Source organism: Brachybacterium sp. SW0106-09 (assembly GCF_001293905.1).
Classification (GTDB): Bacteria; Actinomycetota; Actinomycetes; order Actinomycetales; family Dermabacteraceae; genus Brachybacterium; species Brachybacterium conglomeratum.
Genome location: NZ_BCAK01000001.1, coordinates 275,656 through 288,453, shown reverse-complemented (window position 1 = coordinate 288,453; position 12,798 = coordinate 275,656). Strand labels below are relative to the sequence as shown.

Here is a 12,798-nt window from a genome sequence, read left to right as displayed (position 1 = left end):
GGAGCACCATGACCGAGCGTCCCGGCAGCGCCGCGCAGGACGACCCCCTGGACCAGCCCGGCACCGCGGACCGGCCCGGCCCCGCCGTGCAGGAGGGGATGGTCGACGTGCGCCGCCGCACCGCGAGCGTGCGCGGCGTCGAGTTCGGCCGCGGACGCCCCGAGATCATCGTGCCGCTGGTGGGCGACGACCTCGACGCCCTGCTCACGCAGGCCGAGGCGGCGACCGCGACCCCGGCCCGCGTGGTCGAGTGGCGCCTGGACCGTTTCCGTCCCGACCTCGAGGACGCCGAGCACCACCGCGAGGCGGTCCTCGCCGCGCTCGGCCCGCTGCGCGCCGCCCTCGGCGCCGACCGCGCCCTGCTGGTCACCTTCCGCACCACCGCCGAGGGCGGACAGAGGCCCTACGGCCCCCGCGCGCTCGTCTCGCTGCTGGAGGCGCTGATCACGGGTCGCCGGGCGGGGACGCAGTCCGCCGTCGACCTCGTCGACATCGAGACCTCGCACGACCCCGCGGTGGTCGCCTCGGTCATCGACTCCGCCCGTCGTCACGGCATCGCCGTGATCGGCTCCTTCCACGACATGGAGGGCACCCCCGACGAGGAGACGATCGCGGGGATCCTGCGCGAGCAGCGGCGTCTCGGCGCCGACATCCCGAAGGTCTCCGTCACCCCGCGCACCTCCCGTGACGTGCTCACCCTGCTCTCGGCGAGCCTCGCCGTCGCCGAGGAGCAGACAGGCCCGCACATCGCGATCTCCATGGGCACCCTCGGGGCGAGCAGCCGCGTGGCCGCCGAAGCGTTCGGCAGCTGCGCGACCTTCGCGACCGCAGGGGAGGGATCCGCGCCCGGCCAGCTCGGCGCGGACGACGTCGCCCGGATGATCGAGCTCCTGCGGCCCTGACCCGGCCCGGGCCGGCGCCTCGGCGCTCCGGACTGCCCGCGGAGGGACCGGCGCGCCGACGCCCGGCCTCGCGGCCACCTCAGCGCGGCGCGGCGGCCCCGGGGTCCTGCTCCTCGCGCCGCTCGTGCTCGGCGGTGCCGGGCAGCTCCGCCGGATCCGGGAAGATCCGATCCTCGTAGTCGCTCGCGTCGAGGTCCCCGGCCGCGGCGTCCTCGGCGAGGTCGTCGTGCGCGACGTCGAGGGCGGGGATCGCCCCCGTCTCCTGCGCGACCCGCTCCCGCTCGTCCTTGCGGGTGCGGCGCACCAGCTGCTTCAGCTGGGTCGCGGACATCGTCACCTGCCACTCCCGATGGGCGGGCAGCGACCAGCGACGCCACGCCGCGACCCCGGCGAGCAGCGCGCCGACGGCGACCGCGACCAGCACCATCGGGGAGGGGAGCCCGAGAGCGAGCACCAGCCAGGTCAGCACCGCGGTGACCAGCGCACCGGTCGCGTACAGCGGGCCGCCCCCGAAGATCTGGGGGATCCTGCCCACCAGCACGTCGCGGATCACGCCGCCGCCCACCGCGCTGGTGACCCCGAGCAGGATCGCCGGCAGCATGTCCAGGCCGTAGCCGAGCGACTTCGCCGTGCCGGTCGCGGCCCACAGCCCCATCGCCGCGATGTCCAGCACCGTCACCAGGCGGCGCCACCAGGGGCCGTCCGCATGGATGACGAAGGTGAACATGGCTCCGCCGAGGGCGCAGGCGAGATACCAGGGCCCGTCGAAGGCCGCCGGGGTGCCGTAGTCGAGGATCAGATCGCGCACGAGGCCGCCGCCGAGACCGGCGACGATGCCGATCACCGCGAAGCCGACGGCGTCGAAGTTCAGGCGGGAGGCGATCGCTCCGGCCGCCACGCCCATCACGAACACGCCCACGAGGTCCAGCACGCGGAGGAAGTCGTTGGTCACGAGCAGCTCAAGAGGGTCCACCCCAGCACCGTAGTCCGCGCAGGCAGGAGCGTGAACGGGTCCGTGACCCGGCCGACCCGCCCTACCATCGGAGCATGTCCGGCAGCGTTCCTCCCCCTCGTCCTGACCGCCCCCTGCGGATCGGCCTCACCGGCGGCATCGGCGCTGGCAAGTCGACCGTCGCCGCGCTCTGGCGGGAGCGCGGCCTGCGCGTGATCGATCTGGATGCCCACTCCCGGGCCGTCCTGGACGTTCCCGGCGACGGGGTCGAGGAGGCGATCGTCCGCTTCGGCGAGGGAGTGCGGAACCCGGCCGGCACGATCGACCGCGCCGCCATGGCCCGGATCGTCTTCGCCGATGCCGCGGCCCGCGCGGACCTCGAGCAGATCGTGCTCTCCCGCGTGGACCGGGCGGTCGCGGAGGAGGAGGCCGAGGCGGCCGCGTCGGGGGAGCGGGTCATCGTCCACGACAGCCCGCTGCTGCTGGAGAAGCACGGCGAATCGGGCTACGACGCGGTCGTCGCGGTGCTCGCCCGGCGAGAGGACCGCATCGAGCGGGTGGTCCGGGACCGGGGCAGGGACCGCGCCTATGTCGAGTCGGTCATGGCGGCGCAGGTCACCGATCTCGAACGGATCCGCCGTGCGGACCGCCTGGTGCTGAACACGGCCGATCGCCCCGCTCTCCTCGCGCGCTCCGTCCGTGCCCTCGAGGCGGTCCTCGAAGAGCACGACCTCCGCACCTGATCGCGTCGGACCCCGGCCGACCCGGCGCCGGGCGCCGCCTGTGCGCCGTCCCGCCCGGCCCCGCGGGGCCGTCGGCCCTGAGCGGACAGAGGCCCCGCACCGTGTCCTCCGACGGCCCCGGGTCGTAGGCTCGTCCTCATGCGTCCCGTCACCGATCTCGTCCGCGCCGAGCACCCCTTCGAGGTCGTCTCCGAGTACTCGCCCTCGGGCGATCAGCCGCAGGCGATCAAGGAGCTCACCAAGAGGATCAACGACGGCGAGCAGGACGTGGTCCTGCTCGGCGCGACCGGCACCGGAAAGTCGGCGACGACCGCCTGGCTGATCGAGCAGGTGCAGCGTCCCACCCTGGTCATGGCGCACAACAAGACCCTCGCCGCGCAGCTCGCCAGCGAGTTCCGGGAGCTGCTGCCGCACAACGCGGTGGAGTACTTCGTCTCCTACTACGACTACTACCAGCCCGAGGCGTACGTCCCGCAGTCGGACACCTACATCGAGAAGGACTCCTCGATCAACGCCGAGGTGGAGCGGCTGCGGCACAGCGCCACCAACTCCCTGCTGACCCGCCGGGACGTCGTCGTGGTCTCCTCCGTCTCCTGCATCTACGGCCTGGGCACCCCGCAGGAGTACGTGGACCGGATGGTCCAGCTGAGCGTCGGCGACCAGCTGGACCGCGACGAGCTGCTGACCCGCTTCGTGGACATGCAGTACGACCGCAACGACGTGGCCTTCGAGCGCGGCACCTTCCGGGTGCGCGGGGACACGGTCGAGATCATCCCGATGTACGAGGAGCTCGCGATCCGCATCGAGTTCTTCGGCGACGAGATCGATGCGCTCTACACCCTCCATCCGATGACCGGCGAGGTCATCCGGCAGGAGGACCACATCCACATCTTCCCCGCCTCCCACTACGTCGCCGGTCCCGAGCGGCTCTCCCGCGCGATCGGCACGATCGAGGAGGAGCTCGCCGAGCGGCTCGAGGAGCTCGAGGGGCAGAACAAGCTGCTCGAGGCGCAGCGCCTGCGCATGCGCACCACCCACGACCTCGAGATGCTGCGGCAGATGGGCTCGACCAACGGGGTCGAGAACTACTCCCGCCATCTCGACGGCCGCGCGCCGGGCACCGCCCCGAACACCCTCATGGACTACTTCCCCGAGGACTTCCTGCTGGTCATCGACGAGTCCCATGTGACCGTCCCGCAGATCGGCGCGATGTACGAGGGGGACCGCTCCCGCAAGCGCACCCTGGTCGACTTCGGCTTCCGCCTCCCCTCGGCACTGGACAACCGGCCGCTGACGTTCTCCGAGTTCACCGAGCGCACCGGCCAGACCGTCTACCTCTCCGCCACCCCCGCCGAGTACGAGCTGAACCGCGCCCACGGCGTGGTCGAGCAGATCATCCGGCCGACGGGGCTGGTGGATCCCGAGGTGATCGTCAAGCCCGTCAAGGGACAGATCGACGATCTGCGCGAGGAGATCGACAAGCGCGTCAAGCGGGACGAGCGCGTGCTCGTCACCACGCTGACCAAGCGCATGGCCGAGGACCTCACCGACTTCCTGCTCGAGAACGGGGTGCGGGTCCAGTACCTCCACTCCGACGTGGACACCCTGCGCCGCATCGAGCTGCTGCGCTCCCTGCGCAAGGGCGAGTACGACGTGCTGGTCGGCATCAACCTGCTGCGCGAGGGCCTGGACCTGCCCGAGGTGTCCCTGGTCGCGATCCTGGACGCGGACAAGGAGGGCTTCCTCCGCTCCCGCACCTCGCTGATCCAGACGATCGGCCGTGCGGCCCGCAACGTCTCCGGCCAGGTGCACATGTACGCGGACACGATCACCGACTCGATGCAGGACGCGATCGACGAGACCAACCGTCGCCGCGAGAAGCAGATCGCGTACAACACCGAGCACGGCATCGACCCGACCCCGCTGCGCAAGCGGATCGCGGACGTCACGGACATGCTGGCCCGCGAGGACATCGACACCGACACCCTCCTGGCCACCGACTACCGCTCCGGGAAGGAGAAGGTGGCCCAGGACCGGGCGCGCGCGAACGCCGTCGACTCGATGCAGGGTCGCCAGATCGACCTCGGCGACGATCCCGTCGGCGCGCTGACCGGCATGATCGACGAGATGACCGCGCAGATGCACCAGGCCGCGGAATCCCTGAACTTCGAGGTCGCGGCGCGGCTGCGCGACGAGGTGCAGGAGCTGAAGAAGGAGCTCCGCGCCGTCCAGCGCTCCTGAGCCGATGACGACGAGGCGCGGTCGGGCGCTGGGCGCGATCCTGACCGCCGGGCACCGGCTGCGCCGGATCTGGTGGCGGCTGCGCCGGCCGCGCACCTTCGGCGTGAAGGTGCTGCTGCGCCATCCGGAGCAGCCCGAGCTGATCCTCGCCGTGCGCCACTCCTACGTGGACCAGGACCGGTGGGCGCTGCCCGGCGGACGCTACCGGTCTACCCGGGAGACCCCCTCCGACGCGGCGCGCCGCGAGGTGCACGAGGAGCTCGGCCTCCGCATCCGGGACGATCTCGCGGAGCTGAGGACCCTCGAGGCGAGGACCGAGGGCAAGCGCGACACCCTCACGCTCCTGTCGGGCAGCGCCGACGGGGTCGAGGCGCGCGCCTCCCTCGAGCTGCGCGAGGTCCGCTGGCTGCGCACCGACCTCGCCGACGTGCCGGCCGGGGACCCGGTCTCCCGCTGGCTCCGCCTTGCGCTCGAGGTCGGCACCGACCGGGCCGACGACGGGACACCGGGACCGGACTGAGCCTCACCCCTCCAGCTGCGCGCGACGGGGTCGACATGTCGCAGCGGCGGGCCCAGGCGGGGCGCCGCCTCGTCAGCGCTGCGGATCCTCGGCGCGCTCCCAGCTCTCGACCGGCCCGGGGACCACCTCGAACAGCGGATGCGCCGTCGGCCCCGCGAGCGAGTTCGCGCACTCCCAGCGCTCCGGACTGCGCTCCTCGAGCTTGTGGAGCAGATGCCGCCACTCGAGGTCGAGCTGCCCGCTGGTGACCGGGATCCTCGGCACCTCGACCCTGCTGACGACCGCGCCGGCAGAGGCGCCGGGGGCCGCCTCTGCGCTGGCTGCTCCGTCCTTGACCGACCGGGCGGGCCGGTGGTCGATGCGCGAGCGGTCGAAGCGGTACCCGCGCGTCGACGCCTCCTCGGCGAGGACCTCGAGATACGCGCCGACCGATACGAGGGGATCGGCCTGCGCGCGGAAGCGCTCGAGCTGGGGATGGGATCGGTAGCCTCGCGTGCGCCCGGCCAGCACCGCCTGGGCCAGCAGCGACTCGCGCCAGCAGCCCGTGAGGCCCTGGCGGTCGAGGTGGCGGGGGTGCAGTGACCACAGACGCATCGGGCCATCCTCCCTCATCCGCCGAGCCGAGGCGAAGGTCGTGCGCCGAGCGCGACGATCGTCTCCCCGCACGCACAGGAACCCCCGATAGCGTCGTGAGCACGCCGCACGCCGCGGCGCGCGACGCATCCCGCCGCGAGAGAAGGAGGACCCCGTGCCCCAGTCCCAGCGCTCCCGGTTCGTGTCCCTGGCCGTCGGCACCGCCGCCGCGTCCGGCCTCGGGATGATCCCGGTGCACCGCCTCCCGCGCCCGGTGCGCGCCGGCTATGTCGCGCTCCCCGCGGTGCTGACCACCGGCGTCAGCCTCCTGGCGCAGCAAGGGCGCCTGGACCTGTCGGCCGAGGACGAGCCGAGTGCTCACGGCCTGCGGCCGCCGACGGGGCTCGAGACCGCGATCTCGCTCGCCCTCGGCGGCCTGATGGTCGGGGCGGGTGTGGCGGGTCTGCGTCTGGACCGCGGGGCAGAGAGCTTCCTCCGGCGCCGCGGCGTACCCGCCCCGCGCGTCTGGATCGGCCTCGCCACCGGCGCGGTGACCCTGGCCTCGACCCTGCTCGAGGAGCGAGGCTCCGCGCCGGGCACCACGTCGACGCAGGAGCGAGTCCTCGCCCTCCTGACCCGCGAGGATCCGATGGGCCTCGCCCCGGGCACGAACGGCATGCCCGAGGACGAGTACGGGCCCGAGGCGGAGGCGATCGCGGAGCTGCTGGACACCGGCGCCGTGCCCACGGCCGCACAGCTCGACGAGGTCTGGGAGCAGTGGTTCTCCCAGCCGCTCAGCCCGCTCCTCGGCGCCGGCCGCATGGACTCCCTGCTCGCGGCGCTCTCCGCACTGGCCCCTGAGGATCCCGGCGCGTAGTGCCCGCGGCGAACTGCGGAGGTCTGCCAGGATCGGGCGATGACGAACCTTCGCAGCGCGCCGCCGTTCGTCGTCGTGCGCGGCAACTCCGCCTCGGGGAAGTCGACGGTCGCACGCCGGGTCCAGCGCGCCCTGCCGCGCGGGGAGGTCGCGGTGATCGGGCAGGATCATGTGCGCCGGGAGCTGCTGTGGGAGCGCGACAGCGGCCAGGGCGACACGATCGGCCTGCTCGAGTCGATGGTCCGGCACTGCCTCGGGATCGGGCGCCTCACGCTTCTCGAGGGCATCTTCGGCGCCGAGCGATACCATTGCATGTTCGCGCGGATGCTGCGTGATGCCCCTGGTCCGACCCTGGTGTACTACCTCGACGTGAGCCTGCCGGAGACCCTGCGGCGCCACGCCGGCAAGCCGATCGCGGGGCATGTGGCCCCTGAAGAGGTCGCGTCCTGGTACCGGCCCCACGACGTGCTCGGCGTCCCCGGGGAGCAGGTCCTCGCCGAGGCGCTCGACGAGGACCAGATGGTCGCGCGGGTCCTCGGGGACCTCCCGATGCTCCGCACCGGCCCCGGAGAGCGTGGGGGCCCGGCCCTGTCAGCTCCTGAGGAGTTCACTTCTCCGCCGAGCGCTCCGTGATCGCGAGATCCAGCGGGAAGTCGATCGAGCTGCCGGGGAAGAGCAGCCGCCCGGCGGCGTCGGCGCTCTCGCGGATCGCGGCGGCCGCGGCCTGCGCCTGGTCGGCCGGGGCGTGGACGATCACCTCGTCGTGGAGGAAGAACGCCAGATGCGCGCGGCGGGAGAACACCGGTCCCGAGGCGTCGGCCCGCTCGTCGGGGGCGACCTCCGGGAGCTGCGCGAGCCGAAGGCGTAGCGCCGCCATCCAGGACAGCGCCCATTCCGCCGCGGTGCCCTGCACCACGAAGTTGCGGGTGAACCGGCCGCGGTCGCGGGCCGAGCGACGGGCCCGCTCCTGCTCGCCGCTGGCCGCCTCGGGGCCGTTCGCCGAGCGCTGCGCCTGCACCCAGCCGGGCTCGGGAGAGGGGGAGGAGCGGCCGAGCCAGGTCGTGACCGTCCCGCCGCGCTCCCCGGTCGCAGCCGCGCCGTCCACGAGCGCCATCGCGTCGGGGAACGTCCGGCGCAGCCGCGGGACGACGCGCCCGCTGTCCCCGGTGGTCCCGCCGTACAGGGCGCCGAGCACCCCGACCTTCGCCTCCTGCCGGCTCGCGACCACGCCCGCCTCGACGATGCCGGAATAGAGGTCCTTCCCGGCCCCTGCCGCGATCATCTCCCCGTCGTGCGACATCGCCGCGAGCACCCGCGGCTCGAGCTGGGAGACGTCGGCGCTGACCAGCCGCCAGCCAGGATCGGCACGGAGCGCGGGCCGCAGCCGGCGCGGGATCTGCAGCGCCCCGCCGCCGCTGGAGGCCCAGCGCCCGGTGACCACGCCGCCCGGCACGTAGACGGGCCGGTAGCGGCCCTCCCGCACCCACTCGTCCAGCCACGTCCAGCCGTTGGCGGTCAGCAGGCGGGACATCTTCTTGTACCGCAGCAGCGGCTCGATCGCCGGATGCTCGTGCTCCTGCAGCTCCCACTGGGAGGTGGAGGAGACGTCGATGCCGGCGCGGTGCAGGGCGCGCAGCAGCTTCGGCGGCGAGTCCAGCGACACGGTCGGGTCCCCGAGAGCGGTGCGCACCTCGGCGGCGACCTGCACCATCTGCGCGGGGAGCGTCCCGGGGGAGGGGCGCGGCCCCAGGGCCTCGGTGAGGATCCGGTCGTGCTCGGCCACGTCCCAGGGGATGCCCGCCGTCTGCAGCTCGGCCGCGATCAGCGCGCCGGCGGACTCCGCCGCCAGCAGCAGGCGCAGCCGCGTCGGGTCCTCGGCGCCCGCGATCGCCGAGAGCTGTCGCTCGAGCTCCGCACAGGTCTCCTCGATCCCGTCGGGCACGCCGTGGGCGGCAGACGGCCGGGCATCGAGGTCGAAGAGGGTCGCGCCGAGGTCGCGTCGCGGCTCCTCCGGCTCGAGCGGGGTGTCCCATCCCGTCGCCTCGCGCAGAGGACCGGGCTCCGTCACCAGGTCGGAATGGCGCAGGATCCGGTGCACCAGGCGCAGGTCGTGGCAGCGCTCGAGGGTCACCCCGGCCGCGAGCAGACGCGGGTACCAGGCGGCGGCGTCGCTCCAGACCCAGCGCGGCCGGTGCGCGGCCTCGAGCTCGGCGACGAGGGAGGGGAGCTCCTGGACGGCACGGGTCCGCTCCTCGAGGACGGAGCCGTCGGCCGCGAGCTCGCGCAGCACGACCGCTCCGCCCGCCCCGCGACCGAGCACGCACCTCGCCGGGACGGGCGCGGCGGTGCCCGGCGGGGGAGAGGTCACCAGCCCCGCTCGCGCCAGGCCGGCAGGGAGGCCCGCTCGGCCCCGAGCGTGGTGTCGTCGCCGTGGCCCGGGTACACCCAGGTCGCATCGTCCAGCCGGTCGAAGATCCGCTGTTCGACGTCGTCGATCAGCTGCGCGAAGCGCTGCGGGTCCCGGTCGGTGTTGCCCACCCCGCCGGGGAAGAGGGAGTCGCCGGTGAAGAGGTGGTCGCCCTCCTCGCCGCCGCGCCACAGCACCGCGACGGAGCCGGGGGTGTGGCCGCTCAGGTGGATGATCTCCACCCGCTGCTCGCCGAACTCGATCACGTCGCCGTGGGCGAGGGGGAGGTCGATCTTCTCCGCGATCTCCTTCGCGTCCTCCGCCCCGGCGGCGGTGCGGGCGCCGGTCGCCGCGATCATCTCCGCCAGCGCGCCCACGTGGTCGTGGTGGCTGTGGGTGGTGAGGATGACGTCCAGCCAGTTGTGCTCGGCGCCCGCCGCGATCATCCGGCGCAGGGCGTCCGGCTCCGCCGCCGCGTCGATCAGCAGCTGGGCGCCGGTCGACCGACAGGTCAGCAGGTAGGCGTTGTTGTCCATCGTCCCGACGGACAGCTTGCGGATCTGCAGGTGCTCGAGGTCTCGCACGGCGGGCTCGCCGCCCGGCTCGACATGTCCGGTGTACTCGTGATCAGCCATGGGGACAGTATGTCGTCCTTATCTCCCCCGAACAACTGTTCGAAGGTCGGTGTGCGCCCCTAGAATGCCGGGGTGACTGATTCCCTGGTCGTCCGTGGTGCGCGCGAGCACAACCTCAAGAACATCGACATCGACATCCCCCGCGACAAGCTGGTGGTGTTCTCCGGCCTGTCCGGCTCCGGCAAGAGCTCCCTGGCCTTCGACACCATCTTCGCCGAGGGGCAGCGGCGCTACGTCGAGTCGCTCTCCAGCTATGCGAGGCAGTTCCTAGGACAGATGGACAAGCCCAGCGTCGACCTCATCGAGGGGCTCTCCCCGGCGGTCTCGATCGACCAGAAGTCCACCAACCGCAACCCGCGCTCCACCGTCGGCACGATCACCGAGATCTACGACTACCTGCGCCTGCTGTTCTCCCGCACCGGCGAGCAGCACTGCCCCGTCTGCGGCGAGCTGGTCACCTCCTCCTCGGCCGAGCAGATCGTGGACACCCTCCTCGAGGAGGAGGCCGGCACCCGCTTCCAGCTGCTGGCACCCGTGGTGCAGGGGCGCAAGGGGGAGCACCAGGACCTGCTCAGCTCCCTGCGCTCCCAGGGCTACGCCCGCGCGCGCATCGACGGGGACAACCGCCGCCTGGACGAGGAGATCAGCCTCGACAAGCGCTACAAGCACACGATCGAGGTGGTCGTCGACCGCCTCGCGGCGAAGCCCGACGCGCGCCGTCGCCTCACCGACTCGGTCGAGACCGCCCTGCGGCTGGCCGAGGGGATCCTGCTGGTCGACTACGTGGACCGCGACGACGAGGACCCGCAGCGCACCCGCCGCTTCTCCGAGAAGCGCGCCTGCCCGAACGACCACCCCCTCGCGATCGACGACATCGAGCCGCGCACCTTCTCCTTCAACGCCCCCTACGGCGCCTGCCCCGAGTGCACGGGCCTGGGGCAGCGGCTCGAGGTCGATCCCGAGCTCGTGATCCCAGACGACGACCTCTCCCTCGCAGGCGGCGCGATCGCCCCGTGGACCATGGGCTCCTCCGACCACCACCAGGAGGTCATGTCCGGCCTCGCCGAGGAGCTCGCCTTCTCGATGGACACCCCCTGGCGCGCGCTGCCCGAGCGCGCGAAGGAGGCGCTGCTGCACGGCAAGGACTTCAAGGTCCACGTGAAGTACCGCAACCGCTTCGGCCGCGAGCGCACCTACTCCACGGGCTTCGAGGGCGTCATGCACTTCCTCGAGCGTCGCCACAGCGACACCGAGTCCGACTGGGCCAAGGAGCGCTACGAGCAGTTCATGCGCGAGGTGCCCTGCCCCGCCTGCCAGGGCGCGCGCCTGCGCCCCGAGGTACTCGCCGTGACCGTCGGCGGGAAGTCCATCGCCGAGGTCTGCGAGATGTCGATCGGCGACGCGCTCGCCTTCCACCAGGGCCTCGAGCTCGGGGTGCGGGAGGCCGCGATCGCCGACGAGGTGCTGCGGGAGATCCGCTCCCGCCTGGGCTTCCTGCTCGACGTGGGCCTGGACTACCTCTCCCTCGCCCGCGCGGCCGGCACCCTCTCCGGCGGCGAGGCGCAGCGCATCCGCCTGGCCACCCAGATCGGCTCGGGGCTCGTGGGCGTGCTCTACGTCCTCGACGAGCCCTCCATCGGCCTGCACCAGCGCGACAACGAGCGCCTCATCGCGACCCTCGAGCGCCTGCGCGACCTCGGCAACACCCTCATCGTCGTCGAGCACGACGAGGACACGCTCAACTCGGCCGACTGGGTCGTGGACATCGGCCCGCTCGCCGGCGAGCACGGCGGGAAGGTGGTCCACTCCGGCCCCGTCGAGGGCCTGAAGCAGAACCCCGACTCCCTCACCGGCCGCTATCTCTCCGGCGAGCTGGAGATCCCCGTGCCCGCGGTGCGCCGCCCCGTGGACAAGGAGCGGATGCTGAAGGTCGTCGCGCCCCGCGCGAACAACCTCACCGGGCAGGACGTCTCCTTCCCGCTCGGCGTGCTCACCGCCGTCACCGGCGTCTCCGGCTCGGGCAAGTCCTCCCTGGTCAACGACATCCTGTACTCGGTCCTGGCCAAGGAGCTCAACCGCTCCCGCGTCGTGCCCGGGCGGCACAAGCGCGTCACCGGTCTCGAGCACCTCGACAAGGTCGTGCACGTGGACCAGTCGCCGATCGGCCGCACCCCGCGCTCGAACCCCGCCACCTACACCGGGGTGTGGGACCGGGTGCGCACCCTCTTCGCCCAGACCAACGAGGCGAAGATCCGCGGGTACACCGCCGGGCGCTTCTCCTTCAACGTCAAGGGCGGGCGCTGCGAGGCCTGCTCCGGCGACGGCACGCTGAAGATCGAGATGAACTTCCTGCCCGACGTGTACGTGCAGTGCGAGGTCTGCAAGGGCCAGCGCTACAACCGCGAGACGCTCGAGGTGAAGTTCAAGGACAAGAACGTCGCCGAGGTGCTGGGCATGTCCATCGCCGAGGCGCTCGAGTTCTTCGACGCCGTCCCCGCGATCCGCCGCCAGATGCAGACCCTGGTCGACGTGGGCCTCGGCTACGTGAAGCTCGGCCAGTCCGCGACCACCCTCTCGGGCGGCGAGGCGCAGCGCGTGAAGCTCTCCTCCGAGCTGCACAAGCGCTCCAACGGCCGCACGATCTACGTGCTCGACGAGCCGACGACGGGCCTCCACTTCGAGGACGTGCGCAAGCTGCTCGAGGTGCTGCAGGGCCTCGTGGACAAGGGCAACTCCGTGATCGTCATCGAGCACAACCTCGACGTCATCAAGACCGCCGACCATGTCATCGACCTCGGCCCCGAGGGCGGCGCCGGCGGCGGGAGGATCGTCGCCACCGGCACCCCCGAGAAGGTGGCGAAGGTCGAGGGCTCCTACACCGGTCGCTTCCTCGCCCCGATGCTCGAGGGCGGACGAGCGGGCGCGGCCGCGGCCCGCTGAGCAGGCGG

11 protein-coding genes are annotated in these 12,798 nt (G+C 72.6%); 7 read left to right on the top strand and 4 right to left on the bottom strand.

Annotation, left to right across the window (positions count from 1 at the left end; all coding sequences use genetic code 11):
* The first annotated feature begins 8 nt into the window (after positions 1 to 8).
* On the top strand, positions 9 to 902 hold the full coding sequence (gene aroD / locus Y09_RS01290; RefSeq protein ID WP_053915843.1) for a type I 3-dehydroquinate dehydratase: 894 nt from the start codon (positions 9 to 11) through the stop codon (positions 900 to 902).
* Between the two features lie 79 nt (positions 903 to 981).
* On the opposite strand, the gene Y09_RS01285 is transcribed toward aroD, so the two are convergent.
* Positions 982 to 1,875, bottom strand: a complete 894-nt coding sequence (locus Y09_RS01285; RefSeq protein ID WP_053915842.1) for a trimeric intracellular cation channel family protein — start codon at positions 1,873 to 1,875, stop codon at positions 982 to 984.
* 74 nt (positions 1,876 to 1,949) lie between these two features.
* Here Y09_RS01285 and coaE point away from each other — a divergent pair, with 74 nt between their 5' ends.
* From coaE to Y09_RS01270, 3 genes are all read left to right on the top strand, one after another.
* Entirely contained in the window at positions 1,950 to 2,597 is a 648-nt protein-coding gene (coaE, locus tag Y09_RS01280; protein ID WP_053915841.1) for a dephospho-CoA kinase, read from the top strand.
* 138 nt (positions 2,598 to 2,735) lie between these two features.
* Entirely contained in the window at positions 2,736 to 4,838 is a 2,103-nt protein-coding gene (gene uvrB, locus Y09_RS01275) for an excinuclease ABC subunit UvrB (RefSeq protein WP_053915840.1), read from the top strand.
* Between the two features lie 4 nt (positions 4,839 to 4,842).
* Entirely contained in the window at positions 4,843 to 5,358 is a 516-nt protein-coding gene (locus Y09_RS01270; RefSeq protein WP_053915839.1) for an NUDIX hydrolase, read from the top strand.
* A gap of 72 nt (positions 5,359 to 5,430) precedes the next feature.
* On the opposite strand, the gene Y09_RS01265 is transcribed toward Y09_RS01270, so the two are convergent.
* On the bottom strand, positions 5,431 to 5,952 hold the full coding sequence (locus Y09_RS01265) for a pyrimidine dimer DNA glycosylase/endonuclease V (RefSeq protein ID WP_053915838.1): 522 nt from the start codon (positions 5,950 to 5,952) through the stop codon (positions 5,431 to 5,433).
* A 154-nt stretch (positions 5,953 to 6,106) separates the two neighbouring features.
* Between Y09_RS01265 and Y09_RS01260 the strand changes: the two genes are divergently transcribed.
* Both Y09_RS01260 and Y09_RS01255 read left to right on the top strand, forming a co-directional pair.
* Complete coding sequence (locus Y09_RS01260; RefSeq protein ID WP_053915837.1) at positions 6,107 to 6,808, top strand: hypothetical protein; 702 nt, start codon at positions 6,107 to 6,109, stop codon at positions 6,806 to 6,808.
* Between the two features lie 39 nt (positions 6,809 to 6,847).
* Entirely contained in the window at positions 6,848 to 7,441 is a 594-nt protein-coding gene (locus Y09_RS01255) for an AAA family ATPase (protein ID WP_053915836.1), read from the top strand.
* Here the strand turns inward: Y09_RS01255 and Y09_RS01250 are convergent.
* Complete coding sequence (locus Y09_RS01250) at positions 7,416 to 9,176, bottom strand: bifunctional 3'-5' exonuclease/DNA polymerase (protein ID WP_082358566.1); 1,761 nt, start codon at positions 9,174 to 9,176, stop codon at positions 7,416 to 7,418. The two genes, Y09_RS01255 and Y09_RS01250, sit on opposite strands and share 26 nt — an antisense overlap.
* Positions 9,173 to 9,850, bottom strand: a complete 678-nt coding sequence (locus Y09_RS01245) for an MBL fold metallo-hydrolase (RefSeq protein ID WP_053915834.1) — start codon at positions 9,848 to 9,850, stop codon at positions 9,173 to 9,175. Before Y09_RS01245 ends, Y09_RS01250 begins: the two co-directional genes overlap by 4 nt.
* Positions 9,851 to 9,922: 72 nt before the next feature.
* On the opposite strand from Y09_RS01245, the gene uvrA reads away from it, so the two are divergent.
* Entirely contained in the window at positions 9,923 to 12,790 is a 2,868-nt protein-coding gene (gene uvrA, locus Y09_RS01240) for an excinuclease ABC subunit UvrA (RefSeq protein ID WP_053915833.1), read from the top strand.
* The last annotated feature ends 8 nt before the right edge of the window (positions 12,791 to 12,798 follow it).